A 24,718-nucleotide genomic window follows, 5' to 3' on the forward strand; every position below is an offset into this window, starting at 1 on the left:
CGCCGTACTCACCCACTTCGACGACTGACCGGGCCGACGTGCCGTCACCAGTCCGTCAGGATCCTGGCCGACCGATAGACTCCTCTACCAGGTGCGCCGGGAAGTCTGGTCGGCAAATTGGTTCGTCATGCCCGTGACCCCTACACCGATTCGAGGTACTCCTCTTGCCCAAGGACCGTGGCCCGATCGCCCAGGCTCTCTTCAGCCGAGGTTCCTGGGCCGAGACGTCCCGCGTCTCGGAAGTCCTGCGCAAGGAGACCGTCGGCGGCGCTCTGCTGCTGTTCGGGGCGGTCGTCGCGATGGTGTGGGCGAACTCCCCCTGGTCGGAGTCCTACACCGCGCTGCGCGACCTGCACGTCGGCACCGACTCCCTGGGCCTGCACCTGAACCTCACCCTGGGGACCTGGGCTGCCGACGGACTGCTCGCCATCTTCTTCTTCGTGGTCGGCCTCGAACTCAAGCGGGAGTTCGTCGCGGGCGACCTGCGCGACCCGCGACGTGCCGCCCTTCCCATCGCGGCAGCGGTGGGCGGCATGGTCGTCCCGGCGCTGATCTTCGTCGCCTTCACCGCACCCGTCGGCGACGGGGCGACGAGCGGCTGGGCCATCCCCACCGCCACCGACATCGCGTTCGCGGTCGCGGTACTGGCGGTCATATCGACGCACCTACCCGCCGCGCTGCGCACGTTCCTGCTGACACTGGCCGTGGTGGACGATCTGCTCGCCATCACGGTGATCGCGATCTTCTACACCGACGACATCAACGTGGTCGCGCTCGGACTGGCCGTCATCCCGCTGGCCCTGTTCGCGGTGTGCGTGCAGCGGCGCATCCGCTCGCTGTGGCTGCTGCTGCCGCTCGCCCTGGCAACGTGGGCACTGGTGCACGAATCGGGAATCCACGCCACGGTGGCCGGCGTGCTGCTCGGCTTCGCGGTGCCGGTGATGCGGAGCCAGGCCGCGGGCGGTCCGGACGCCGGGCCAGGTCTGGCCGAACACTTCGAGCACCTCATCCGCCCCGTGTCCGCGGGTTTTGCCGTGCCGGTGTTCGCGTTCTTCGCCGCGGGCGTGACGGTCGGCGGCCTCAGCGGCTTCACCGCGGCCTTGGCCGACCCGGTCGCACTGGGCATCGTCTTCGGCCTGGTCGTGGGCAAGGTGATCGGCATCTTCGGCACCACGCGCGTCCTCTCGGCCGTCACCCGGGCGTCGCTCGACAGCGCCCTGAAGTGGATCGACGTGTTCGGTATCGCGATGCTCGCAGGCATCGGTTTCACGGTGTCGCTCCTGATCGGCGAGCTGGCCTACGGTCCCGACTCCGACCGCGGGGAGCACGTGAAGATCGGCGTGCTGACGGGGTCGATCACCGCTGCGCTGCTGGCGGCCGTCGTGCTGCGGATGCGCAACCGGCACTACCGGGCGATCTGCGCCGAGGAGTCCCAGGACGAAGACCTCGACGGGATCCCGGACGTGTATCAGCGGCCGAAGTCACCCGGTCAGGAGTGAACGCCGCGCGGGTCACGACCGGTTCTTGGCGAGGAAGCGCCGAAACAGCGGCCAGGCCATTGCGACGTTGATTGCGGCGCCCACCACCAGGTACGGCCACCAGGAACCGCCATCGCTGGCGATCCAGAACGCCTTGGCCGCCCAGTACGGCGGCAACACGCCGAATGCGACGTTCCAGGGCGAGTCGATGAACCATGGCAGACACGGCAGCCCGGCGATGAGCATGCCGAGACCACGGATCGCCGCAAGGCCCTGAATCTTGTTGCCTGCCATGGCGACGATGAGCAGCAGCGTCACGACCGCCGATAGACCCGAGAGCAACCCGATCGGGACCAGGGTCGCGGTCAGCCCTCCGCGGACGATGCCACTGAACGACAGCGTGGCGATGACGTAGACGGCGGTCACCGCGATCACCGTCGCGGCCCGGTAGGCGAAGAACGTCGAGAGCCGCACCGGCGTGGTTCGCAACGCCGTGAGCGTGCCGGCGTCCACCTCGTCCAGCACGAGGAATGCTGCGAGCCCGCCGGCCACGATGATGCTGGTGAGCAATAGGAACGCCGTTGCCACCAACGGGTAGTAGGGCACCAGATCGAAGCCATGTCGTTCGGCGAGCATCCGCGTCGTCGGCGGGGTCAGCCCGGCGACCGCGACCGTCCAGATGACCGGTGCGACGAGGAGCATCACCATCAGCGGGTCGCGGTAGGACCCCCGAATGTCATTGTGTCCGAACGCCCGCCACGCCCTCGCCACACTCGTCGCCATCATGCGCCGGCCGTTCGCACGACGTGCCGGACGAACATGGCGCGCGCCACCACGGACAACCCGACTAGACACGAGACCGGGTAGGCCACCGAGTAGACGAGCTGCCAGGGCGCCAGGGCAACTTGATCGAAGGCCGCACCGAGTAGCAGGAGCGGGCCCTGCGTCGGTACCAGATAGAGCACCGGATTGGGCCACAGGCCACTCAGGTGGAGTACGGGGAGATTCATCACCGCCAGTGGAACCACCGCGAAGATGAACCAGTCGCCGACCGACCCGAATGGCAGCGACGTGATGAACGCGACCAACAGCATCAACAGGGTTCCCGACAGGACGCCCGCGACCAACGGCAGCGGGCGGTACGACATGCCGTGCGCGATCGTCACCACCGCGAGAGCGACCCCGAGCGAGATGGCACACAACGTGGCGACCTTCGCACCGAGGTACTCCGCGAAGCGCAAAGGTGTCGCAATGACCGCACCCAGCGTGCGCTCCTGCTTCTCGAAGAACACCGATCCTCCGATGAAGAAGAACCCGATGATGGCGATGTCGCCGAGGAGCACGTAGGGCTCCGCCGCGGCGCGCAAACCGGGTGGCAGCGGAAGCAATACGGCGAGCCACACGAGCCCGGAGAACACTGCCGCATGCAGGAATCGCTGCCGATTCTGCAAGGTGAATTCGAGCCTCAAGGCGCTGCGGAATCTCGTCACTGCAACCGCCTTCCGGTCACCTCGACGAACACGTCGTCCAGACTGGCCTCCGCGCTGTGGATGGTCTCCACGTGGTGGTTCCGCAGAACCGCGCGAAACTCGCCGTCGTCTGCCAGACCGTCCATGGGGAACTCGGCGGCTTCGAGACCACCGTCGGACGCGCGGTATCCGACGCGCACCACACGCCGGCTCCGGGCGATGCGCAATTCTGCGGGAGCGTCCAGCGCAACGATCTGCCCGTCGACGACGAACGCGACTCGGTCGCACAGTTCGTTGGCCGTCGCCATGTCGTGCGTCGTGAGGAAGACCGTGCGCCCGCGCGCGCGGAGATCCAGAATCATGTCCTTCACGCTGCGAGCATTCACCGGGTCGAGTCCGGACGTGGGCTCGTCGAGGAACAACAGGTCGGGGTCGTTCAGCAAGGCCCGAGCGAACGTCAGCCGCATGGCCATGCCCTTCGAGAACTTGCCGACACGCGTGCTGGCTGCGTCGGCCAGTCCGACCGCCGCGAGCAATTCGTTCGGATCACGTGTCTCGCCGCCGTACAGCGACGCGAAGAAGCGAAGATTCTCGAGTGCCGTCAGCTTCGGGTAGTGGTTGGGCAGCTCGAACGAGACACCGACGCGCTCAAAGTAGTCGGGGCCCCACGCGACGGGTTCCCGCCCCCACACCGCGATGTCGCCTTCGTGGCCGCGCAACAATCCAATCAGGAGTCTTTGCGTCGTCGACTTGCCCGCGCCGCTCGGGCCGAGGAATCCGAATATCTCCCCCCGCCCGACTTCGAAGTCCATTCCGCGCACTGCGGGAATGTTGGCCTTCGGGTAGGTGAATCTCAGCCCCCGGACGGAGATGACGGGGCCGGATTCCGAAGTTTCGTCGAGACGCATGGGACGGCTCTTTCTCGGCGGGGGCGGTGCACGCGCATCGCCCGCATGCGGGTACGGATTCCGACCAGACTTCCCGGAGCGCCGCGGATGACTATACTGAACTTTCAGTAATTTGTGAATCCTTCTGGAGGAGCGCCATGTCCGACGAGCCTTCCGTCGCCGAAGCGGCCGAGGAACTCGCCCTGGTGTTGACCAGCCATGGCCTACAGCGGATGACCTCGCGCGTGCTGGCCGCATTGTTGTTCACCAGCGCACCCACCATGACCGCCGCTGACCTGGCCGCTCAGCTGCAGGCCAGCGCGGGCGCGATCTCCGGCGCGATCAAGATGCTCGTCGCGGTCGGTCTGGCCGAACGAGTTCCCGCCCCGGGCAGCCGTCGCGACCACTACCGATTGCGCGACGATGCCTGGACGGTGCTCTACACGACGCAGAACCAGATCCTCGCCGCGATCAGACAGGCCGCCTCCGACGGGATTTCGGCTACGACACCGGACGGTCCGGCACACCGGCGCCTGGCCGAGATGCGCGACTTCTACGACTTCATGCTCGCCGAGATCCCCGACCTACTCGATCGGTGGCGAACTCAGCGGCGCAGTACCGCAACGCACTCGACGTGATGGGTCAGCGGGAACGAGTCGAACACCCGCAGCTCCTCCACGGTGTAGCCGTGGCCCAGGTACAGTCCCACGTCGCGCGCGAAGGATGCTGCCTCGCAACCGATGTGGATCATCCGCGGTACGGCGGCCGCAGCCAGCAGATCGATGACCTCGCGGCCGGCACCCGCACGCGGCGGGTCGAGCACCGCGACGTCGGCGCGCTCGGGCTGCGCCGACAGCGCGCGCCGTACCGACTCGGTCACCACTGACACCCAGCCGAGATCGGCCAACGTCGCGCGCGCAGCCCGCGCCGAGCCACGCGAGGTGTCCACGGTGACCACCCGGCCCGTCTCGCCGACGGCGTCGGCCAGCACGGCTGCGAACACCCCGGCGCCGCCGTACAGGTCCCACGCCGTCATGCCCGGCTCCAACCGGGCGTGCTGGGAAATCAGATCGCTGTAGAGCGTGGCCGCGCTGCGATGCGCCTGCCAGAACGCGGTCACCGGCACGTGCCAGGTCCTGCCGCCCACTCGCTGGGTCGCCTCGTACTGCCCCTCGATGACCTGGGTCGGCGACGACGTGCCGCGGTTCTTCTTGCCGCCGCGCCCGCCGGTCTTGGGCCCGGTCTGCACGACGTGGCGCCTACCGTCGTCGTCGAGCGCGACGTGGATCTCGGCGCCCACCGGCCAACGGGACCCGTCGAGACCGTCCAGCATGCCTTCGGGCAACTGGCCGCAGTCGAGCTCAGTGACCAGGTCGGCACTGTGATAGCGGTGAAACCCTGCGTGGCCGTCGGCGGTGGTGGCCAGTCGCACCCGCGTCCGCCAGCCGGTGGCGCCGAGGTCGTCGAGCGCCTCCGCCTCGCCGGACCAGTCGAAGCCACCGAGGCGCGCCAGCTGGTTGGCCACCACCCCGCCCTTGAGCCGCCGCGCGGCCGAGGGCTCGGCGAACGCCAGGTCGCAACACCCGGAGCCGTGCTCACCGGCGATGCGGCACAGCGACTCCACCCGGTCGGGCGAGGCCTCGAGGACCTCCACCGTGACCGCATGCCAGTGCTTCGCGCGCTGATCGGTGACCAGCACTCGCACCCGCTCGTCGGGCAGCGCACCGCGCACGAACACCACCCGGCCATCGTGGCGCGCGATGCAACTGCCGCCGTTGGCCGCGGGCCCCACGGTCAACTCGAGTTCGGTCTCGCTCATTCGAGGAACCCGCGTCGCGCGTCACCGGGAGCCGACTTGGGCTCGAGGTTCTTCAGTCGCTCGGAGGAGTTGAGCTGGTAGGGCACCGACGTCACCATCACTTGGGGTTCGAAGAGGAGGCGACCCTTGAGCCGCAGGGCACTCTGGTTGTGCAGCACCTGTTCCCACCAGTGGCCGACGACGTATTCGGGTATGAAGACCGTGACGACCGTACGCGGCGCGTCCTTGGTGATGCGCTTGACGTAGTCCATCACCGGCCGGGTGATGTCGCGGTACGGCGACGCGACGATCTTCAGCGGCAGCGAGAAGTCAGAGCCCTCCCACTTGGTCTTCAGCTCGCGCGCCTCCGCGTCGTCGATGCTGACGTGGATTGCCTCGAGTTCGTCGGGTCTGGTGGCGCGGGCGTAGGCCAGCGCGCGCTTGGTGGGCAGCGTGACGTTCGACACCAGCACGATCGCATGGTTGCGGCTGGGCAGCACCACGTCGTCGCCGGCCTCGGCATCGGCCTCGGCCAATTCCTGCTGCACGGTCGCGTAGTGCTTGTGGATCAGCTTCATGACCATGAAGAGGAAACCCATCGCAAGGATCGCGATCCACGCACCTGCCATGAACTTGGTGACGACCACGATCACCAGCACGGCGCCCGTGCACGCGCATCCAATCGTGTTGATCACCCGCGAGCGCTGCATCCGGCTGCGCTCCTGATCGTCGGTCTCGACGCGCAACAGACGCGTCCAGTGCCGCACCATGCCGATCTGGCTGAGCGTGAACGACACGAACACCCCGACGATGTACAGCTGGATCAGCGCCGTGACCTCGGCTTGGAAGGCCACCACGAACGCGATCGCCGCGAACGCCAGGAACAGGATGCCGTTCGAGAACGCCAGCCGGTCGCCGCGTGTCCGCAGCTGGTGCGGCAGGAAGCTGTCCTGGGCCAGGATCGACCCCAGCACCGGGAAGCCATTGAAGGCAGTGTTGGCCGCCAGCACCAGGATCAGCGCGGTGACGCCGGCGATCAGAAAGAGGCCAACCGGGAAGTCGTGGAACACCGCGTCGGCGAGCTGGGCGATCAGCGTCTTCTGCTGATAGCCCTCGGGCGCCCCCACCAGCTGCTCGTCGGGTCGCTCGGCGACCTTCACGCCGGTCTCCTGGGCCAGCATGATCATGCCCATGAAGAGCGTGACCGCAACCCCACCCAGCAGGAGCAGCGTGCTCGCCGCGTTGCGCGACTTGGGCTTGCGAAAAGCGGGAACCCCGTTGCTGATCGCCTCCACGCCCGTGAGTGCCGCGCAACCGGAGGAGAACGCTCGTGCCACCAGGAACACCATCGCGAACGCCATGACGTCGCCGTGTTCCGACTTCAGTTCGAAGTCGGCCGACTCCGCCCGCAACGGCGTGCCGAGTACGACGATCTGGAACAGTCCCCAGCCCAACATGATGAACATGCCGACCATGAACGCATACGTGGGAATGGCGAAGGCCGTCCCCGATTCGCGGATGCCGCGCAGGTTCAACGACGCGAGGATGAGGATCGCGGCCACGGCGAACAGCACCTTGTGCTGCGCGATGAACGGAACGGCCGAGCCGATGTTCGACATCGCCGACGCCATGGATACGGCGACGGTCAACACGTAGTCGACGAGCAGCGCGCTGGCAACGGTGAGCCCTGCAGTCGGACCGAGATTCGTCGTCACGACTTCGTAATCGCCGCCACCCGAGGGATAGGCGTGCACGTTCTGCCGATAACTGGCGATGACGACGAGCATCACCGCCGCGACTGCGAGCCCGATCCAGGGCGCCATCGTGTAGGCCGACAGCCCCGCCACCGACAGCACCAGGAAGATCTCCTCCGGGGCGTAGGCGACCGACGACAACGCGTCCGAGGCGAACACGGGAAGCGCGATGCGCTTGGGCAACAGGGTGTGTGCGAGTTTGTCGCTGCGGAACGGTGTTCCTAGGACCAGTCGCCGTGCGACGGTCGAGAGCTTGGACACGAGGACCAAGGGTATGCCTACGCGGGAAGGACCGTCCGAATAGCTGTAGCGTTCCGTGTTGCCAGCTTTGGCGACGATCGATGTCACGGCCACCGCAGGGAGGACCGACGCGTGCGTGTTGTGGTGATGGGGTGCGGCCGAGTGGGCGCATCGCTGGCCGATGGGCTCGCCCGCATCGGTCACGAGGTGGCGGTCATCGACCGGGACGGCACGGCGTTCCACCGCCTCTCCCCCGAGTTTCCCGGCGAACGGGTGCTCGGCATGGGCTTCGACCGGGACGTGCTGCTGCGGGCCGGGATCGAGGAGGCAGGCGCATTCGCTGCGGTGTCCTCGGGCGACAACTCCAACATCATCTCGGCGCGGGTCGCGCGCGAGACGTTCGGCGTGGAACGCGTCGTCGCGCGCATCTACGACGCCAAGCGAGCCGCGGTGTACGAGCGGCTCGGCATCCCGACGGTGGCGACCGTGCCGTGGACCACCGACCGACTGCTCAACGTGCTGACCCGCGAGACCGAGACCACGAAGTGGCGCGATCCGTCGGGCAACGTGGGCGTCGCAGAACTGCCGCTGCACGAGGGTTGGGCGGGGCACCGCGTGACCGCGCTGGAGAACGCTACGCGGGGCCGGGTCGCCTTCATCATCCGCTTCGGCAGCGGCATGCTCCCCGAGGCCAAGACCGTCATCCAGGCCGGCGACCAGGTGTACCTGGCCGCGGTCTCCGGTCACATCGCCGAGGCCATGGCGCTGTCCGCCCTGCCTCCCGCCGAAGACGTGGACGACCAGTGAAGGACCAGGTGAGCACCCAGTGAAGGTCGCCATCGCAGGAGCCGGCGCCGTCGGCCGCTCCATCGCCCGGGAACTCGTCGAGAACCACACCGTCACGCTGCTGGAACGCAATCCCGACCACCTCGACGTCGACGCCATCCCCGCCGCGCAGTGGCGGCTGGGTGACGCGTGCGAGCTGAGCCTGCTCGAGTCCGTGGGTTTGGAGGACTTCGACGTCGTCATCGCCGCGACCGGCGACGACAAGGCGAACGTCGTGCTGAGCCTGCTGGCCAAGACCGAGTTCGCGGTGCCGCGCGTGGTGGCCCGGGTCAACGACCCGCGCAACGAGTGGTTGTTCGACGAGAACTGGGGCGTCGACGTCGCGGTGTCGACACCGCGCATGCTCGCGTCCCTGGTCGAGGAGGCGGTGTCCGTCGGCGACCTCGTCCGGCTGATGAGCTTCCGCAAGGGCCAGGCCAACCTGGTGGAGATCACGCTGCCCGACGACACCCCGTGGGGCGGCAAGGCCGTCAAGCGCCTCGACCTGCCCCGCGATGCCTCCCTGGTGACGATCCTGCGCGGCTCGCGGGTGATCGTGCCCGAGGACGACGAGCCACTCGAAGGTGGCGACGAATTGCTGTTCGTCGCCGTGGCCGAGGTCGAGGACCGGCTCCGCGAGCTGATCCTGCACTCGCCCTAGCGGCGCCCGCGCATCGTCGGCGCCGGCGGTGGCGTGGCCCGGTCGTGGCAGCGCGCCGTGGCCCCGGCAGTGACGGTCCGAAGCTCTCCTATCCCGTTGCGAATGCCGACCGCGGACACCACACCCGCCACCGCGAACAGGATCGCCACGGCCAGTGCGGCGTTGCGAAACCCGGCGAAGTCCATTGCGCCAGAGGCTGATTCACCTCGGCCGAGCCCGACGATGACTCCCATGAACGCCACCGCGATCAGGCCGGCGACGCGCGATACGGCGTTGTTCACCGCCGACCCGATCCCGCTCTGCTCCGGTTCCACGGCGGCCAGCACCGCGGCCGTCAGAGGCGAGACGGTGACCGACAGCCCGACCCCGAACACCAGCAGCCCGGGCAGCATCTGCGTCCAGAAGTCGAAGGGCTTCGACGCCGTGTACATCAGCAGGAAGCCCGCCGCGGCGAGCAGCGGACCGACGCCCATGTAGAGCCGGGGGCCATGCCTGCCCGCCAGCGCTCCGAACCGTGGGGCGAGGAAGAACGACAGCACGGGGATGGGCAGAGTGGCCAGGCCCGCCATCGACGCCGACATGCCGACCGCCTCCTGCAGGAAGATCGGCACGATCAGGGTCCCGAGCGACACCGCGGCGTACAGGAACACCGTCGCGAGGTTGCCGACCGCGAAGTTGCGCACGGTGAACAGGCCCAGCGGCATCATCGGGTCAGGGGTGCGGCTCTCCCACCAGGGAAACGCGGCCAGGCACGCGACGCCTGCGACCAGCGCCGAGAAGACCGCGGGGTGGCCGACGCCGAGGCGCTGCCATTCGATCAGCGCGAACACCGTCGCCGCAAGACCGACAGCGGCCAGCATCGCGCCGACCACGTCGATGCCGCGGCGGGCGCCGGTGTGGGCGTCTTCGGCGGGCAGTCGGGTGGTCAGGTACAGCGTGATCGCCAGCGGGAGCAGGTTGATGCCGAACACCCAGCGCCAGTTCAGAGCGTCGACCAGCAGGCCGCCCAGTGGCGGGCCGACGACGAACGCCGTGCCCGTCCACGCCGTCCACGTGCCGATGGCGCGGGCCTGAGCGGCGCCGCTGAATCGTGCGTTGATCATCGCCAGCGAACTCGGCACCAGGAACGCGGCACCGACGCCCTGCAAACACCGCGCGGCGACCAGGATCCAGCAGGTGGGCGCCACCGCGCACAGCAGGGATGCGACGGCGAACACCGCCAGCCCGAGGCGCAGCACGCGCAGTCGGCCGTATCCGTCGGAGATGGCGCCGGCCACCAGGATGAGCGCGCCGAGCGCGAGCAGATAGCCGTCGACGACCCACTGCTGTAGCGCGAGCCCGCCGCCCAGGTCCGTCGAGATGGCGGGCAGCGCGAGGTTGACCACCGAGCCGTCGAGGAATGCCACGAAGGACGCGAGCACCGCGACGGCGATCACCGACCGATCGACCGCAGCAGTCCGTTGCATCGAGCGTCCGTCAGTCGGTGTGTGTCGCCCTCGAGGGCTCCTGCGCGCTCGGTGCGGCCCCTGGCGCGTCCGGGTCCTCGGCGTGCTCGCGCAGCGCGCGCTGCGCAGTGCGGATCGCAAAGTAGGTGACCAGCGCGGCGACGGCCGTCAGCGGCCAGCCCATCGCGATGCGGGCGACGCCGAGCAGACCGGTCTGATCCTCGTCGTAGAGGTGGTTCTGCACGATGAAGCGGGCGCCGAAGACTCCGGCCCAGAACAGCGTGGCGACGTCGAAGGCCAGGACCGCCCTGCGCACGCGCCGCCAGCCCCGGTCGCGTCCATTCGCCCAGCCCCACACGTAGCCGACCAGCGGCCTGCGGATCACCACCGACAGCGTGAACACCCCGGCGTACACCAGCGACGACCAGATGCCGAGGAGGAAGTAGCCCTTCGACTCGCCAACGACGTAGGCGACCAGCGCGCTGATCCCGACGGCGAAGAACCCCGATACCGCCGGTTGCAGCGACTCGCGCCGAATCAGACGCCACAGCAGGATCAGCGTGGCCACGCCGAGAGCGGCGTAGATCGCGGGCATCAGACCGAACAGCGACGACACCGGCACGAAGACCAGCACGGGCAGCGAGGAGTAGATGAGCCCGCTGATGCCGCCCATCTGCTCCAGGACGGCCTGCGCGCTCAGTTTCGATTCGGGCTGATCCGGCTCGTCGGCCGCGTTCGCGCTGTCGGTCCCCTTGTCGGGGTCCGTCACTTCTGAATCTCGTAGTGCGGGTTGTAGATCGCCTTGCTGCCGTTCTCCAGCGTGCCGAGGCGTCCGTGCACCCGCAGGGTGCGGCCCGAGTCGATGCCGGGAATGCGGCGCTGTCCGAGCCACACCAGCATGACCGAGTCGGTGCCGTCGAACAGTTCGGCACGGACACCGCCCGCGCAGCCCTTGGACGCCGTCTCGACGCACCGCAGGGTGCCGACCATCGTCACTTCCTGACCGCGACGACAGTCGATCGCCTTCTGGGCGCCGGTGCAGTCGGCCTCGTCCGTGAGTTCTTCGACGTCGAGTCGTTCAGGGTCCTCCGTCAGCCGACGGGTGAGCCGACGCAGATAACCTTCGGCCGTGGCCATGGTCTCTCCTGACCGCTGTGGCGAATCCACCGTGGATTCTCCCTAACCAACGCCACGGTAGACCTCTTGGTTCCGATGCGCCACGTCGTCCCCGGGCGTTGCGGACACACCGAATCGGCCACGCACGGCACCATCGAACGATGCCCTTGAACCTGCACGGTGCGACCGCAGTTCTGCTGCCCGGCACCGGCTCAGACGACGACTACGTGCACCGTGTGTTCTCCCCCACACTCCATGGCTTGGGCGTGTCGGTCGTGACGCCGCCACCACGGCCGGATCGGCTCCTCGACGGATACGTCGACGACCTCGACGAGGCGGCCCGCAGCGGTCCGATCCTGGTCGGCGGTGTGTCCATCGGGGCCGCGGTCGCGGTCGCGTGGGCGCTGCGGCACCCCGCGACGACGCTCGGGGTGCTGGCGGCGCTGCCGGCGTGGACCGGGTCGCCCGAGGGCGCACCCGCAGCGCTCACCGCCCGCCACACCGCGGAATTGCTGCTGCGCGACGGGCTCGGTGCCACCGTCGCCGGAATGCGGGAATCGAGCCCGGTCTGGCTGGCCGAGGAACTGACCCGGTCGTGGGCCGGTCAGTGGCCCGGGTTGCCCGACGCGATGCTCGCGGCCGCGGCGTTCGTCGCGCCGACGACCATCGAACTGGAGGCGCTGGCCGTGCCGATGGGCGTGGCCGCCGCGACCGACGATGCCGTGCACCCGGTCGAGGTGGCACTGGAATGGGTGTCGGCCGCGCCGCGCTCGGCGCTGCGCACCGTCACGTTGGACGCGATGGGGGCGGACCCGACCGTCCTCGGAGAGGCGTGCGTGGCCGCCCTGCTCGACGCGGGCTAGCCGCCAGTGATCGTGCGCAGTTGCTGCATGGCCGAGCCCTGCTCGCTGCGACGGGCCACCGGGGCCGGCGCCTCGGGAGCCTGCGGCGCCTGGGGTGCGGTCTGCTGCTGTGCCTGATCGGCCACCATCTGCTGGGCGCGGGCGCGCAGCCGTTCCACCAGAGACTCCGACAGCTGCAGCGGCAGCATGGCGCGTACCGGCTGCGGCGTGTCACCACGTCGAATGACCGTGTCCGCCAATGCCTTCCGCGTCTCGGCCGCAATGGCGTCGGCGAGCTGGGGCGGCCCGATCGCCGCGCCGCGGACCATCCACCGATAGCCGTCGATGCCGATGAACCGCATCACGACCGGCTCCGGACCGTTGGTCACGACGCCGACGACCTCGCGGCCCCACGGCCCGTCCACGATGCTCACCTGAGCGGAGTCCTTGCGCAACGAGTCGGCGATCTCGGTGACGACCTCTCGCCACAACCCGCCGGTCTTCGGGGCCGCCCACGCCGTGATGTTGTACCGGCCGTTCGGCGTCACCATCCACACCGCGGACGGCACGCCCTGCTGGTTGACCTCGAAGACGAGTTCCGCGGTCTCGTTCTCCGGCAGCAGGACCGAACCCAGATCGTGCCGCCCCACCACCGCCACGGCCGGGTCGTCGAAGTCCCCGATGTCGAACGGCCCCTCGAGGTCGTCGGTGTCGTCGTGCTGCGGCGGTTCGGCGACCTCCGGTGTACGACCAGCGTCGTCGTCGTCCTTGCCGCCCTTGCGCCTACCCAGTGCCATTACAAACTCTCGTGTCCGCCGGAGGAACCGTGGCCGCCTGCGCCACGGGTGGTGTGTGCCAAGCCTGCCTCTTCGAACGAGGCGACCTCGACCAGTTCGGGAAGTTCGACCCGCTGAACCAACAACTGCGCGATCCGATCTCCGCGCTTGATCGCGATCGGCTGGCTCGGGTCGAGGTTGATGAGCGCCACCTTGATCTCGCCGCGATAACCGGCGTCGACCGTGCCGGGACTGTTCACGATCGACAGACCCACCCGGCTCGCCAGACCCGACCGCGGATGGATCAGACCGACCATCCCGTGCGGGATCGCGACGGCGACGCCGGTGGCAACCAGCGCGCGCTCGCCGGGCGGCAGGAGGACGTCGACCGCGCTGTACAGGTCGACCCCCGCATCGCCGTCGTGGGCGCGTGCGGGCATGGGCAGCTCACGATCGAGCCGCACGACCGGCAGAGAGGAGGACACGTTGCACGAGATTACTCTTGGCTTCGTGTCCGACACGCGTGCGACCGCCCAATCCGTGCGCTACCGAGAGCGCTTGCGGGTGCCGTGGTGGTGGTGGCTGCCCGGACTCGGGCTGGCGGCGCTGCTGGCGTTCGAGATCAACCTCGGCATCGAAGCCGTCCCGATGTGGGCGGCATTCGCAGTGCTCGGTCTGGTCGCCGCGGCGACGCTGACCTGGCTGGGCCGCGTCGACGTGCGCGTCGTCGAAGGCGGTTCGAGCGGCGTCGCGGAGTTGTGGGTCGGCGACGCGCACCTTCCGGTGAGCGTGATCGCCCGCAGCGCCGAAGTACCCAAGACCGCCAAGTCCGCCGCGCTCGGTCGACAACTCGATCCGGCGGCGTTCGTGGTGCACCGGCCCTGGATAGGGCCGATGGTGTTGGTCGTGCTCGACGATGCGGACGATCCCACGCCGTACTGGCTGATCAGCTCCCGGCGTCCGGAACTCTTGCTGGCGGCACTGGCCGCCTGAGCGCTGCGCGGTCAGGCGGCGCAGTCGGTGCAGATCAGCTGCCCGTTCTTCTCACTTGCCAGACGGCTGCGGTGATGCACGAGGAAGCAGCTGGAGCACGTGAATTCGTCGGCCTGCTTGGGGACGACGCGTACCGACAGCTCCTCGCCCGACAGGTCGGCGCCGGGCAGTTCGAACGACTCGGCGGTCTCCACCTCGTCGACGTCCACTGCTGCGGACTGTGCTTCGTTGCGCCGGGCTTTCAATTCCTCGAGCGAATCCTCCGAGACGTCATCGGTCTCGGTGCGCCGTGGGGCGTCATAGTCGGTAGCCATTTACCTCATTCCCCTACGTACTGTTGCGACAGAGCTTTGTACCAGCGCAGAACGCTTCCGCCAAATGATTCGTGCCCGGAGGTCGTTCGGATTGGTTGTGATTTGTATCACAGAGTCCGTCCGCGAGTGGCGACCGGCAGGTTGACGAGCCTCTAAGGTGCAGGGGTGGTCGCGTACATCACCCCCGGAACGGCTTTCGACAAGCACGGCAGGCCGTTCCGTCGGCGCAACTACGCACCCGGTCTGGCTATGCTCGCGGTGCTGGCCGTGCTGGCCCTCGTCTTCTGGTTGATCGCGTTCAACCGGCCGTCGGAAGTGCAGCAGGCGCTGGCGTGCAATGCCCCGCCTCGCGGCACCGGCGCCGCCGATCAGCCCATACTCGGCGAACGCGTTCCCGTCTCCGACATGTCCGACGTCGTGCCCGCGAAGCTCGTCGACACCAAGATCAACGTGCTGAACGCGAGCGGCCAGGGCGGGCAGGCCGCCGAGGTCGCCGGCGCCCTGCGCGATCTCGGGTTCGCTCAGCCGAACGCCGCCAACGATCCCGTCTACGCCGAGGTCCGCCTCGCATGCCAGGGACAGATCCGGTTCGGGCCCGCCGGGCGCGCTGCCGCGGCGGCGGTCTGGCTGGTGGCCCCGTGCACCGAGCTGTACCAGGATCAGCGCGGCGACGACACCGTCGACTTCGCGATCGGCACGGAGTACACCGAACTCAGCCACAACGACGACACCGACGCGATGCTCGAGAGCCTGCGCCCGGACGCCACGCAGCCACCAGATGCGGCGCTGCTGAGCAAGATCCACGGCGCGGCTTGCTGACCGGGCCCGCGAGGCCGGTCACCGCACCGGCGCGCCCGCGGTCCGTAGAGCCTCCGACAGCCGATCCGCGATTCCCGGCGCCGCCGCGACGATGATGTCGTCGCCAGTGACCTCGGGCAGGTCGAGCACCGCGCCGGCCTCGGACGCCACCAGCGCGCCCGCCGCCCAGTCCCACACGTGCACGCCGTCCTCGTAGTAGCCGTCGAGACGACCCGCCGCGACCATGCACAGGTCCAGCGCGCACGACCCGATCCGTCGCACGTCGCGCACGACGGTCACCAATCGCGTCAGTACCCGCGCCTGCTCCTCGCGCCGGTCCTCTTCGTAGGCGAAGCCGGTACCGACCAGCGCCAGGGAGAGGTCGTCGACGGCCGTGCACCGCAGGGCCGTCGTGACGCCGTCGCGACGCACCCGGGCGCCGTGGCCGCGTGCGGCGGAGAACAGCTCGCCGGTCGCGACGTTGACGACCGCGCCGGCCACCGACACACCGTCGATCTGAACCCCGACCGACACGGCGTAGGACTCGATGCCGTAGAGGAAGTTGACCGTGCCGTCGATCGGGTCGAGCACCCATACCGGACGGCCCGGCTCGCCGATCGCGGAGCCGCCCTCCTCCTCGCCGAGCACCGCGTCCCCGGGTCGCACCACGGCCAGCCGCTCGCGCAGCAGCCGCTCGGTCTCGGTGTCGACGATCGTCACCGGGTCGGTGGGCGTCGACTTCGATCGCACCGCCGACCCGCTCGCCGTGGCATCGTCGCCGAACACCTCGAGGCGCCGACGACGCACGTAGTCCGCGGCTTCGGTGGCGAGGTCTTCGGCGACAGTGCGCAGGGCGATCGGGTCGAGGTCGTTGTCGGTCACCCACACATCGCAGCACAAAACCGGATCTGCTTGCGCAGCAGCCCGACATGCGAATTGTCCAAGCACTAGTGTTGTGGTTCGCGTCTCACCGCCGACCTCTCGAAGAGGAGTGCTCATGACCGCCACCGACACACAGGTCCCGGATCCCGCGACCGCCGCGCCCCAACGCCGCGGATTCGGCGTCGACGTCGGCGGCAGCGGCGTCAAGGGCGGCATCGTCGACCTCGACACCGGCAAGCTGATCGGCGAGCGCCTCAAGCTCGCGACCCCACAGCCATCAACCCCGGACGCGGTGGCCAAGACCGTCGCGGCGGTGGTCCGCGAGTTCGGCTGGACCGGCCCCCTGGGCGTCACCTACCCCGGTGTGGTCACCGACGGCATCGTGCGCACCGCGGCGAACGTCGACAAGGGCTGGATCGGCGTGAACGCCCGCGACGTCATCTCGGCCGAACTCGGCGGGCAGCAGGTGACGGTGCTCAACGACGCCGACGCCGCGGGCCTCGCCGAGGAGAAGTTCGGCGCCGGCCGCGACAACACCGGCGTGATCGTCCTGCTGACCTTCGGCACCGGCATCGGCTCGGCGGTCATCCACGACGGAAAGCTGCTGCCCAACACCGAGTTCGGCCATCTCGAGGTTGGCGGGAAGGAAGCCGAGCACCGCGCCGCCTCGTCGGTCAAGGAGCGCAAGGAGTGGACCTACGAGCGCTGGACGCAGGAGGTCACCAGGGTTCTCGTCGTCATCGAGAACGCGATCTGGCCCGATCTGTTCATCGCAGGCGGCGGCATCAGCCGCAAGGCCGACAAGTGGATCCCGTTGCTGAAGAACCGGACCCCGGTCGTGGCGGCCACGCTGCAGAACTCCGCGGGCATCGTCGGCGCCGCGATGGCGGCCGAGGTGGGCGCCGCGCTGGCAGCCGGGATCGACATCCCGCTGGGCTGAGTCAGTCGTCGCCGAAGGCATCGGCGTGCCTTGCGAGTTCCGCGCGCGCCCGGATGCCGAGCTTGCGGTACACCCGGGTGAGGTTGTGCTCGACGGTCTTCGGCGTGATGAACAGCGCGGCGGCGATGTCCCGGTTCGACCGTCCCGCCGCCGCAAGCCGCGCGACGCTGGCCTCCGATGGCGTGAGGCTCGACGCACGACCCCTCGTCACGGTGACCCGGGCCAGTTCGGTGCGGGCCCGCTCCTCCCACAGTGGCGTCCCGAGCGCTCCGAACGCCCGCATCGCCGAGGTCAGGGTCTGCGACGCCACCTGCTTGCGGCGTCGCCGGCGTGCCAGCTGTCCGGCGAACAGCGCCGTGCGGGCCCGCTCGAAGGGCATGGGCAGCCGGTCGTGCGCCGCCATGGCCATGGAGACCGACGCCTCGGCCGCCTCGAGATCCCCGCGGGCCGCCTGCAGCATCGCCCGGCATCGCGAGCCGACCGCCAGCATCCAGGGCCGGTCGAACTCGGCGCCGTTGCGCTCGAGCGCCACGACGAGCGGTTCCGCGTCGTCGAGCCGGCCGAGGTTGACCATCGCCTCGACGGCGTCGGGTAGATGCCACGACGAGACGATCTCGGTCCCCAGCCCCGGCGTGAACGCGGCCAGTAGCGGTTCGAGCACGGCCAAGGCCTCGCCGTAGGCGCCCCGGGAGACCTCCAGGAAGGCGAGCGTGAACCGGGGGCCTCTCGCCAGCGACGGCACCCCGCACCGCTTCGCCGCCTCGATCGCGGCATCGGACTCGTTGCGGGCCGGGCCTTCTCGCCCCTGATACGCCCACACCATGGCCCGCTGTGCGTGCCCCTGGGCGATCGCGTGATCGCTGCCCAACTGTTCGGCGCGCCGCACCATGTCGTCGGCGACCACCTCGGCCGCGCCGTACCGCGCGAGCCAGACGTCGGCCATCACGAGGTGGCGCGACACGTGCACGAGGTCCGCGTCCGACCCGCGCTCGATGCACTGGCGGCGGACGGCGAGCAGCTTCGTGCGGGCTTCCTCGAGCCGTCCCAGCCACGCCAGGGTCACCGCGTCGGCTGCGCGCGCCCGGAAGGCGACCGGCACGTCGGCCGTCGGATCCTCCAGCTCCAGCGCCCGCTGCAGCGCCGCTTCGTCGCGGCCGAGGCCTACGCCCGTCGCCACCGAGACCCGCGCCGTCAGGGCCTGGCTGAGCAGGGCGGGCACGGCGAGGCGTTCCGCTTCGGCGACCGCGAGATCGGCGTACCGCAGCCCCTCGGCGAAGCGGCCCGTCATCGTGTGGACCAGCGTCGAGCGCAGGTACGTCCGGACCAGTAGCTCGGGTGCCGCCGCGGCGTCGGCCTCCGCCGAGGTCAGCAGATCGACCGCCTCGACGAAGCTGTTGTCGTGCAGCCAGGTGTCGGCCAGCACGAGGCGGGCCGAGGCCCGTTGCGCACCGGGCGGCATCGCCGCGGCGACGGGCTCCAGCAGCGCGCGAGAGCGATGCGCGTCACCCGACTGCAGCGCATACGTCGCGGCGCGCAGTCGCCGGGTGAACGTGTCGCCGCCCAGCCCGATCGCCAACTCCATCAGTTCGGCTGCCGCCGCCACCGCACCGCGGGCGCTCGCGGAGTCCGCCGCGGTGTCGAGCGCATGAAGCGTCTCCGAGTCGGCGCTGGCCGCACCGAGCGCCATGTGCCGCGCCCTCAGTTCGGGCTGCGACTCCACGGCGGCCAGCGCGCGGTGCATGCGGCGGCGCCGTGCCGGCCCCGCCTGGGTGTAGATGCCACGGGCCAGCAATGGATGGGTGAACCGCACCCGGTCGTCGTCGACGACGACGATGCCCTCGCGGCCGGGTTCGTCGAGCAGCTCCGCAACGCGCTGCGCGGTCGATCCGGTCGCCTCGGCCAGTAGTCCGACCGTGGGATCGGCGACGCACGCCGCAGCCAGCAGCATGTCGCGGACGGCTTCACCGAAGTGCCCGGTGCGCAACTGCATCAGGTCGGCGAGCGTGCCGGGCAGCACGGGCTCGCCGCCGACCGACTGCCCGTCGACCGCCCGCGCCAGCTCCAGTGCGAAGAAGGGATTTCCGCGTGATGCCTCGGAGATGCGGAGCAGCGTCGCTCGCGAGGGCGTGCGGCCGAACCGGGCCTGGATCATGGTCTGAAGTGCCGCGGGTGACATCGGACGCACGCGGACGCGGCGCACGGCCCCGGGCGCGCTCATCGTCAACCAGGGGACGGCCACGTCGCCGTCCGACGGCGTGCGCTCGGTGACCACGACACCGACCCGCCATGTCAGCCGCCGCATCGCGAGGTCGAGCACCGACTGGCTCGACGAGTCCAGCCACTGGGCGTCGTCGATGGCCACCAGAACCGGGCTGGACGCCACCAGGGTCCACACGATCGACACCAGGGCCGCGGCGGTGACGCGCTGGTCGGTGGGCGGTCCGTCGCCGTCGGCCCGCAACAGCACGCGGTCCACGGCCAGGCGCTGCAACTCCGGCAGCTGATCGAGCACCCGATCCTCGACGTCGGCGAGCAGATCGGCGACCGCGGCGTAGGCGAGCACCGATTCGGCCTCACCCGAGCGCGCCGACAACACGCGATAACCCTTCGCGCGGGCCAGCTCCACGGCCTCGGTCCACAGCGTGGTCTTGCCGATGCCGGGTTCGCCGCCGATGACCAACGCGCACGGGCCCACGGACGCGGCCGCCAGCAGCGCGTCCACTGCGTGCGAATCCTCGGTACGTATGACGGTTCCCCCCGGCACGTCTCCGATCATCCCAGACAGCAAAGAAGACGGCATCTACCGCTTCGGCGGGCATGGTCGGTTCTCATCCACGATATACGCACTTGACCGACGTTCACGCCCATCACCGGACGGGTATCCCGTGCATGACGGCCGAACTCTGGCTATGAAGTGGCTCGGACGGCACCTGCGCGGGGGCTCGCCCGGATCGATAAATCGCCAGCGAGGCGGGCGGTTGCCCACTCTGTCGTTACAATGGTCTCCGGCGGCCGCACAAAGCTAGCGGCGCATATCCGAACTGATATCACGCCAGCATTCGACAGCCGACTAATTCTTCGGTGGCGCACGCCCACGCCACCGACCGCAAGACCGAAGGGGTGCCCGTGGCAGCGACGAAGGTAGAGCACGACACCGAAGAGCCTGCGAAGCGCGCGGCCACGAAGGCGCCCGCCAAGAAGGCCGCTGCCAAGGCTCCCGCGAAGAAGGCCGCGAAGTCGGTTCGCGCCAAGGCCGATTCCCCGGCCGCCGCGAAGAAGGCCGCAGGCCGCGCACCGCGCGCCAAGACCGACGCAGCCAAGAAGGGTGCCGAGGACGACGTCGAGTCGACCGAACTCGACGGTGCCGACGTACTCGAAGGCGAACCGGCCGACATCGAGGTCGAGGAAGCCGATCTGGAACTCGACGACCTCGACGGTGACGACGCCGAGGCGGCGCCTGCCGACAAGCCGGTGGCCAAGGTCGCCGAGCCGGCGAAGGCCGATGCCGAGGAGGCCGACGAGGACATCACCGAGCCATCCGAGAAGGACAAGGCCTCCGGCGACTTCGTCTGGGACGAAGAGGAATCCGAGGCGCTGCGCCAGGCCCGCAAGGACGCCGAACTCACCGCCTCCGCCGACTCGGTCCGCGCGTACCTGAAGCAGATCGGCAAGGTCGCCCTGCTGAACGCCGAGGAAGAGGTCGAGCTGGCCAAGCGCATCGAGGCCGGCCTCTACGCGACGCAGAAGTTCGCCGAGTTCGCCGAGAAGGGCGAGAAGATCACGACGCAGGTGCGCCGTGACTACCAGTGGATCCAGCGTGACGGCGACCGGGCGAAGAACCACCTGCTCGAAGCCAACCTGCGCCTCGTCGTCTCACTGGCCAAGCGCTACACCGGTCGCGGCATGGCGTTCCTGGACCTCATCCAGGAGGGCAACCTCGGCCTGATCCGCGCAGTCGAGAAGTTCGACTACACCAAGGGCTACAAGTTCTCCACGTACGCCACGTGGTGGATCCGCCAGGCCATCACCCGCGCGATGGCCGACCAGGCCCGCACCATCCGCATCCCGGTGCACATGGTCGAGGTCATCAACAAGCTCGGCCGCATCCAGCGCGAGCTGCTCCAGGACCTGGGCCGTGAGCCCACGCCCGAAGAGCTGGCCAAGGAAATGGACATCACGCCCGAGAAGGTGCTGGAGATCCAGCAGTACGCGCGTGAGCCGATCTCGCTGGACCAGACCATCGGCGACGAGGGCGACAGCCAGCTCGGCGACTTCATCGAGGACTCCGAGGCCGTCGTCGCGGTTGACGCGGTGAGCTTCACGCTGCTGCAGGATCAGCTGCAGTCGGTGCTGGAGACGCTGTCCGAGCGCGAGGCAGGCGTGGTCCGGTTGCGCTTCGGCCTCACCGACGGTCAGCCCCGCACCCTCGACGAGATCGGTCAGGTCTACGGCGTGACGCGTGAGCGCATCCGCCAGATCGAGAGCAAGACGATGTCGAAGCTGCGCCACCCCAGCCGTTCTCAGGTGCTGCGCGACTACCTGGACTAGGCGTACTGACCTCAGAGGTTGGGTACGGCGGCTGGCTGGTGGCCCGGGTGTCTGGGTCGTGTGTCCTGCGTGTGATGGCGGCCATGTGCATGGCACGACTGAGCCGCCTGTCGCCGCCGCGGTTGAGTCGGTGGCGAATCGTATTGCCCGAGGACGCGGCGACTGGGACGCGGGGAGTGGATTGACGCCAGCCAGGGCAGCGAACGCCGCTTCGAAGCGAACCGCCCGACGTGCGACCAGGCTGTGTGGACGACCGCGACGGTGACGGGGCCGATGCCGTCTCGTCCAGCAGCGCAGCAGCCTTGCTGGCGTGGATGATGATCGATCATCTGTGCATGGTTGACGGTGAGGATTCGTCCTCGCTGGGGGGATCAGCTCGTGCCGAAACCGTTTCCTGCCGGGTTCCGAGCCGACGCATCTGGTCGATCTTCGCCAAGAAGCGAGGATTGAACCGTCGGTCCGGACCACCGGTCCACGATGATCTCGTGCAGCGTCAGTCCAGCGCCCAGGCCGCCAACCACGTCTGGCGGGCCGACATCACCGAGCACCGCACCGGCGAAGGCAAGCTCTACCTTTGCGCCATCGAAGACGTCCACGCCAACCGGGATCGCGGGCTACTCGATCGACTCGCGAGTGAAGTCTACGCTGGCAGTGGCCGCCCTGGATCACGCCGTGGCGCTTCGCTCGAACTGTCGCGACGCTCGTTCATTCCGACAGGGGCAGCCGATTCCGGTCACGAGAGTTTCGTCCACGCATTGTCGCACAACGGGTAGACGGATCGATGGACCGCGTCGGTGCGACTCCTGGCGATCGTGACCTCGATAGAGCGGACCTACCACCGATACCCCGGCAACGCGCACTCAGCAGGCTCACCCCGAACTGCTCCACAGACCAGTCGCGACCGCGGCCTGAAGTTCACAACCCGCGAGTCAGCTGAACTCAGGAAAGTCCTGATTCGCACTTCGTGTCCAATGCGCGCCACGCCCAGTCGTTTACACGTGGTGGATGAGCATGCAAGCGTCGGTGGCCGTCGTGGTCGTCGGCGATCGCAGTGATCAGCGCCCGCGGCTGTCGTACTGGCGGCGATCAGGCTCCGACGGCAGTGCGTGGGCTCGCCGCAGCATGCCGACGCCGTGTTGACTGATGAGGTGGATCTAGTCGGTCATCTTCGCTACTTCGTCGCTGTCGCCGAGCATCGGCACTTCGGTCGCGCCGCAACGAGCTTGGGGGTCACGCAACCGCCAGTGTCGCAGGGGCTGCGCCGTCTCGAGAAACACCTCGGCCTACAACTCATCGAGCGCACCCCCGAGGGCGCCATGCTCACCACCGACGGAGCTGCCCTCCTCCCCCGCGCCCGGCTCATCGTCGACGACACTGCCCGCCTGCTCGACGATGCGCGCCACCTCTACGGGTCAACGCAGGGAGTGCGATGGGGCGTCATCCCCCAGCTCGGTGACGAACTCCTTGCTCGATGCGTCCACGGAATGCGCAGCGCACGAGGCTCGGAAGTCGCGACGCTTACAGCAGGCAGTGCGCAGCTGCTGAGCGACCTGCGCCGCGGAGCATTGCAGATGGCGGTGGTGCAGCACCCGGCACTGGTCGACGGACTGGATGCGGGACCGGTCGTCTCACTCGCACGCCACGTCGTGGTCCCAGCCGAGCATCGCGCCGCCCGAGCCGCCGCACCTCGAGCACAGATGCTCGAGGACCTGGCATTGGCTACCGTTCCGCGAGAGGACAACCCACCCGGTCACGATCTGCTCCTCGACCGGCTACGCCATCGCGGACTGGATCCGAAGATCCGCACGGCGTCCACGCACCGCGACGTGGCGGCCGCCGTCGCGTCAGGACTGTGCTTCGGTCTGGCCACCGTCGGCTCACCGGTGCACACCGGCACCGCGCACCGCCAGATGCTCGTCGACGAAGTCGCCCTCCGCGTACGGATCGTCACCTCTCCCGGCGTCGACCTCGCGGACGCGGTGTACGCCGTCGACCGACAACTGTTGCGAGCCGACCGGTGACGTCCGTCGAGGAACAGATCGCAGCCGTCTTCATCGACGCGGGTTGTCGCGGATGGTTACGCGCCCAACCCGTCGGCGAGAACGGGATGGTCATCGACATCAACGGTGACGCGCCGGTCGTCGCCGCCTCTGTCTACAAGGTCCTCGTCCTGATCGCCACGGCACGCGCCTTCGACTCCGGACTGCTGGACCCCCACGACACCGTGCGGATCGTTCCCGGCGACTGCACTCCCGGACCGACCGGCATCAGCCTGTTCTCCGACCCCGTCTCGCTGTCATGGGTGGACCTTGCGCGGATGATGATCGCCCTGTCCGACAACGCCGCCGCCGATGTGCTGCTCGCCGCCGTGGGACTCGACGCCATCGCTCAAGTGATCGGCGACCTCGGACTCGGCACCACCCGGGTGGTCGGCGGCACGGCGACATTGCAGCACCAGGTCATCCACGACAGCGGTGCGCTTACCCTCGGCGAAGCGGTCGGATTACTCGCCAGCAACAACACCATCCACGACAGCGCGGCCTTCGACCCGGCATACACCACCGCAACCAGCGCCGCCGATGCCAACGCGATGCTGACGGCCATCTGGACCGGCCGAGCGGCCTCAGCCGAGCGCACGCGGACCATGAAGACGATTCTGACGCAGCAGATCTGGCCGCATCGCATCAGGTCCGCCTTCCCGTTCTCCGATGTGGTCGTGGCCGGCAAAACCGGCACGATCGGCCCGATCCGCAACGAGATCGCCGTCATCGCCTTCCCCGACGAGATCCCGATTGCCGTCTCGGTATTCACCCGTGCCGCACGGTCCGACGTCTATCTGCCCATCGTCGACCGGGCGATCGGACAAGCCGCCGCCATCGCGGTGACCGCCCTGCGGTCCGCCGATGCAGCAGCCCGTCAGTGAACCTCGCGGCTCGCACATCTTGAATAATC

At 68.9% G+C, this 24,718-nt stretch carries 25 protein-coding genes and 2 pseudogenes; 13 read left to right on the forward strand and 14 right to left on the reverse strand.

The window, feature by feature from the left end; all coding sequences use genetic code 11:
• Positions 1–164 precede the first annotated feature (164 nt).
• Entirely contained in the window at positions 165–1,499 is a 1,335-nt protein-coding gene (gene nhaA / locus LOK44_RS23100) for a Na+/H+ antiporter NhaA (RefSeq protein WP_237572428.1), read from the forward strand.
• Positions 1,500–1,511: 12 nt separating this feature from the next.
• On the opposite strand, the gene LOK44_RS23105 is transcribed toward nhaA, so the two are convergent.
• Genes LOK44_RS23105 through LOK44_RS23115 form a run of 3 tightly spaced genes read right to left on the reverse strand, consistent with a single transcriptional unit; the run spans position 1,512 to position 3,855 of the window.
• A complete protein-coding gene (locus LOK44_RS23105) occupies positions 1,512–2,261 on the reverse strand; it encodes an Rv2686c family ABC transporter permease subunit (protein WP_372481303.1) in 750 nt (249 codons plus the stop codon).
• Complete coding sequence (locus tag LOK44_RS23110; RefSeq protein ID WP_237572430.1) at positions 2,261–2,968, reverse strand: fluoroquinolone export ABC transporter permease subunit; 708 nt, start codon at positions 2,966–2,968, stop codon at positions 2,261–2,263. The genes LOK44_RS23105 and LOK44_RS23110 overlap by 1 nt, the downstream gene beginning before the upstream one ends.
• A complete protein-coding gene (locus tag LOK44_RS23115) occupies positions 2,965–3,855 on the reverse strand; it encodes an ABC transporter ATP-binding protein (protein ID WP_237572431.1) in 891 nt (296 codons plus the stop codon). Before LOK44_RS23115 ends, LOK44_RS23110 begins: the two co-directional genes overlap by 4 nt.
• 137 nt (positions 3,856–3,992) lie before the next feature.
• Between LOK44_RS23115 and LOK44_RS23120 the strand changes: the two genes are divergently transcribed.
• Positions 3,993–4,472: a GbsR/MarR family transcriptional regulator gene (locus LOK44_RS23120; protein ID WP_237572432.1), complete on the forward strand. Its 480-nt coding sequence runs from the start codon at positions 3,993–3,995 to the stop codon at positions 4,470–4,472.
• Here LOK44_RS23120 and LOK44_RS23125 read toward each other — a convergent pair.
• Both LOK44_RS23125 and LOK44_RS23130 read right to left on the reverse strand, forming a co-directional pair.
• Complete coding sequence (locus tag LOK44_RS23125; RefSeq protein WP_237572433.1) at positions 4,439–5,653, reverse strand: class I SAM-dependent RNA methyltransferase; 1,215 nt, start codon at positions 5,651–5,653, stop codon at positions 4,439–4,441. The two genes, LOK44_RS23120 and LOK44_RS23125, sit on opposite strands and share 34 nt — an antisense overlap.
• A complete protein-coding gene (locus tag LOK44_RS23130; RefSeq protein ID WP_372481297.1) occupies positions 5,650–7,647 on the reverse strand; it encodes an APC family permease in 1,998 nt (665 codons plus the stop codon). Before LOK44_RS23130 ends, LOK44_RS23125 begins: the two co-directional genes overlap by 4 nt.
• 111 nt (positions 7,648–7,758) lie before the next feature.
• Between LOK44_RS23130 and LOK44_RS23135 the strand changes: the two genes are divergently transcribed.
• A complete protein-coding gene (locus LOK44_RS23135; RefSeq protein ID WP_237572435.1) occupies positions 7,759–8,433 on the forward strand; it encodes a potassium channel family protein in 675 nt (224 codons plus the stop codon).
• Between the two features lie 19 nt (positions 8,434–8,452).
• Positions 8,453–9,112 carry a potassium channel family protein gene (locus LOK44_RS23140; RefSeq protein WP_237572436.1) on the forward strand — a complete coding sequence of 220 codons (660 nt, stop codon included), beginning with the start codon at positions 8,453–8,455 and terminating at the stop codon, positions 9,110–9,112.
• Here the strand turns inward: LOK44_RS23140 and LOK44_RS23145 are convergent.
• The 3 genes from LOK44_RS23145 to LOK44_RS23155 form a co-directional block, all read right to left on the reverse strand.
• Positions 9,109–10,578, reverse strand: coding sequence for an MFS transporter (locus LOK44_RS23145; protein ID WP_237572437.1), 1,470 nt, complete (start codon positions 10,576–10,578; stop codon positions 9,109–9,111). The two genes, LOK44_RS23140 and LOK44_RS23145, sit on opposite strands and share 4 nt — an antisense overlap.
• A 10-nt stretch (positions 10,579–10,588) precedes the next feature.
• A complete protein-coding gene (locus LOK44_RS23150; RefSeq protein WP_237572585.1) occupies positions 10,589–11,230 on the reverse strand; it encodes a DUF3159 domain-containing protein in 642 nt (213 codons plus the stop codon).
• A 92-nt stretch (positions 11,231–11,322) separates the two neighbouring features.
• Positions 11,323–11,694: an OB-fold nucleic acid binding domain-containing protein gene (locus LOK44_RS23155; RefSeq protein WP_237572438.1), complete on the reverse strand. Its 372-nt coding sequence runs from the start codon at positions 11,692–11,694 to the stop codon at positions 11,323–11,325.
• Positions 11,695–11,834: 140 nt separating this feature from the next.
• Here LOK44_RS23155 and LOK44_RS23160 point away from each other — a divergent pair, with 140 nt between their 5' ends.
• Complete coding sequence (locus tag LOK44_RS23160; protein WP_237572439.1) at positions 11,835–12,536, forward strand: alpha/beta fold hydrolase; 702 nt, start codon at positions 11,835–11,837, stop codon at positions 12,534–12,536.
• Here LOK44_RS23160 and LOK44_RS23165 read toward each other — a convergent pair.
• Positions 12,533–13,312, reverse strand: coding sequence for a DUF3710 domain-containing protein (locus LOK44_RS23165; protein ID WP_237572440.1), 780 nt, complete (start codon positions 13,310–13,312; stop codon positions 12,533–12,535). The two genes, LOK44_RS23160 and LOK44_RS23165, sit on opposite strands and share 4 nt — an antisense overlap.
• Positions 13,312–13,776, reverse strand: coding sequence for a dUTP diphosphatase (gene dut, locus LOK44_RS23170; RefSeq protein ID WP_237572441.1), 465 nt, complete (start codon positions 13,774–13,776; stop codon positions 13,312–13,314). The genes LOK44_RS23165 and dut overlap by 1 nt, the downstream gene beginning before the upstream one ends.
• 25 nt (positions 13,777–13,801) lie before the next feature.
• On the opposite strand from dut, the gene LOK44_RS23175 reads away from it, so the two are divergent.
• A complete protein-coding gene (locus tag LOK44_RS23175) occupies positions 13,802–14,284 on the forward strand; it encodes a DUF3093 domain-containing protein (RefSeq protein ID WP_237572442.1) in 483 nt (160 codons plus the stop codon).
• A gap of 11 nt (positions 14,285–14,295) precedes the next feature.
• Here the strand turns inward: LOK44_RS23175 and LOK44_RS23180 are convergent, their stop codons facing one another.
• Complete coding sequence (locus tag LOK44_RS23180) at positions 14,296–14,598, reverse strand: DUF4193 domain-containing protein (RefSeq protein ID WP_163917974.1); 303 nt, start codon at positions 14,596–14,598, stop codon at positions 14,296–14,298.
• Between the two features lie 165 nt (positions 14,599–14,763).
• Here LOK44_RS23180 and cei point away from each other — a divergent pair, with 165 nt between their 5' ends.
• Positions 14,764–15,417 carry an envelope integrity protein Cei gene (gene cei, locus LOK44_RS23185; protein ID WP_237572443.1) on the forward strand — a complete coding sequence of 218 codons (654 nt, stop codon included), beginning with the start codon at positions 14,764–14,766 and terminating at the stop codon, positions 15,415–15,417.
• 18 nt (positions 15,418–15,435) lie between these two features.
• Here cei and LOK44_RS23190 read toward each other — a convergent pair whose 3' ends face one another.
• Positions 15,436–16,278, reverse strand: a complete 843-nt coding sequence (locus tag LOK44_RS23190; RefSeq protein ID WP_237572444.1) for an inositol monophosphatase family protein — start codon at positions 16,276–16,278, stop codon at positions 15,436–15,438.
• Positions 16,279–16,393: 115 nt separating this feature from the next.
• Between LOK44_RS23190 and ppgK the strand changes: the two genes are divergently transcribed.
• Positions 16,394–17,218: a polyphosphate--glucose phosphotransferase gene (gene ppgK / locus LOK44_RS23195; RefSeq protein ID WP_237572445.1), complete on the forward strand. Its 825-nt coding sequence runs from the start codon at positions 16,394–16,396 to the stop codon at positions 17,216–17,218.
• A 1-nt stretch (position 17,219) separates the two neighbouring features.
• Here the strand turns inward: ppgK and LOK44_RS23200 are convergent, their stop codons facing one another.
• A complete protein-coding gene (locus tag LOK44_RS23200) occupies positions 17,220–19,982 on the reverse strand; it encodes an AAA family ATPase (protein ID WP_237572446.1) in 2,763 nt (920 codons plus the stop codon).
• A 317-nt stretch (positions 19,983–20,299) separates the two neighbouring features.
• On the opposite strand from LOK44_RS23200, the gene LOK44_RS23205 reads away from it, so the two are divergent.
• Positions 20,300–21,766: an RNA polymerase sigma factor gene (locus tag LOK44_RS23205; protein ID WP_308192780.1), complete on the forward strand. Its 1,467-nt coding sequence runs from the start codon at positions 20,300–20,302 to the stop codon at positions 21,764–21,766.
• Positions 21,767–21,797: 31 nt separating this feature from the next.
• On the opposite strand, the pseudogene LOK44_RS23210 reads toward LOK44_RS23205, so the two are convergent.
• A pseudogene (locus tag LOK44_RS23210) lies at positions 21,798–22,085 on the reverse strand (transposase); the annotation flags it as partial.
• Positions 22,086–22,131: 46 nt separating this feature from the next.
• Here LOK44_RS23210 and LOK44_RS23215 point away from each other — a divergent pair.
• The 4 genes and pseudogenes from LOK44_RS23215 to LOK44_RS23225 form a co-directional block, all read left to right on the forward strand.
• A pseudogene (locus tag LOK44_RS23215) lies at positions 22,132–22,678 on the forward strand (DDE-type integrase/transposase/recombinase); the annotation flags it as partial.
• 93 nt (positions 22,679–22,771) lie between these two features.
• The gene (locus LOK44_RS29835) at positions 22,772–22,906 is read left to right on the forward strand and encodes a hypothetical protein (RefSeq protein WP_283817901.1); all 135 of its coding nucleotides are present in this window, start codon (positions 22,772–22,774) and stop codon (positions 22,904–22,906) included.
• Positions 22,907–22,914: 8 nt separating this feature from the next.
• Positions 22,915–23,787, forward strand: a complete 873-nt coding sequence (locus LOK44_RS23220) for a LysR family transcriptional regulator (RefSeq protein WP_237572448.1) — start codon at positions 22,915–22,917, stop codon at positions 23,785–23,787.
• A complete protein-coding gene (locus tag LOK44_RS23225; protein WP_237572449.1) occupies positions 23,784–24,689 on the forward strand; it encodes a serine hydrolase in 906 nt (301 codons plus the stop codon). The genes LOK44_RS23220 and LOK44_RS23225 overlap by 4 nt, the downstream gene beginning before the upstream one ends.
• The last annotated feature ends 29 nt before the right edge of the window (positions 24,690–24,718 follow it).

Source organism: Mycolicibacterium lacusdiani (genome assembly GCF_021916785.1).
Classification (GTDB): Bacteria; Actinomycetota; Actinomycetes; order Mycobacteriales; family Mycobacteriaceae; genus Mycobacterium; species Mycobacterium lacusdiani.

What these genes read in the sequence shown, in the direction of transcription:
- LOK44_RS23105 (WP_372481303.1), bottom strand. Translation starts at nt 2,261, where the DNA reads ATGGCGACGAGTGTGGCGAGGGCGTGGCGGGCGTTCGGACACAATGAC.
- LOK44_RS23115 (WP_237572431.1), bottom strand. Translation starts at nt 3,855, where the DNA reads ATGCGTCTCGACGAAACTTCGGAATCCGGCCCCGTCATCTCCGTCCGG.
- LOK44_RS23120 (WP_237572432.1), top strand. Translation starts at nt 3,993, where the DNA reads ATGTCCGACGAGCCTTCCGTCGCCGAAGCGGCCGAGGAACTCGCCCTG.
- LOK44_RS23125 (WP_237572433.1), bottom strand. Translation starts at nt 5,653, where the DNA reads ATGAGCGAGACCGAACTCGAGTTGACCGTGGGGCCCGCGGCCAACGGC.
- LOK44_RS23145 (WP_237572437.1), bottom strand. Translation starts at nt 10,578, where the DNA reads ATGCAACGGACTGCTGCGGTCGATCGGTCGGTGATCGCCGTCGCGGTG.
- LOK44_RS23150 (WP_237572585.1), bottom strand. Translation starts at nt 11,230, where the DNA reads ATGGGCGGCATCAGCGGGCTCATCTACTCCTCGCTGCCCGTGCTGGTC.
- LOK44_RS23155 (WP_237572438.1), bottom strand. Translation starts at nt 11,694, where the DNA reads ATGGCCACGGCCGAAGGTTATCTGCGTCGGCTCACCCGTCGGCTGACG.
- LOK44_RS23160 (WP_237572439.1), top strand. Translation starts at nt 11,835, where the DNA reads ATGCCCTTGAACCTGCACGGTGCGACCGCAGTTCTGCTGCCCGGCACC.
- LOK44_RS23165 (WP_237572440.1), bottom strand. Translation starts at nt 13,312, where the DNA reads ATGGCACTGGGTAGGCGCAAGGGCGGCAAGGACGACGACGACGCTGGT.
- LOK44_RS23180 (WP_163917974.1), bottom strand. Translation starts at nt 14,598, where the DNA reads ATGGCTACCGACTATGACGCCCCACGGCGCACCGAGACCGATGACGTC.
- ppgK (WP_237572445.1), top strand. Translation starts at nt 16,394, where the DNA reads ATGACCGCCACCGACACACAGGTCCCGGATCCCGCGACCGCCGCGCCC.
- LOK44_RS29835 (WP_283817901.1), top strand. Translation starts at nt 22,772, where the DNA reads ATGAGCATGCAAGCGTCGGTGGCCGTCGTGGTCGTCGGCGATCGCAGT.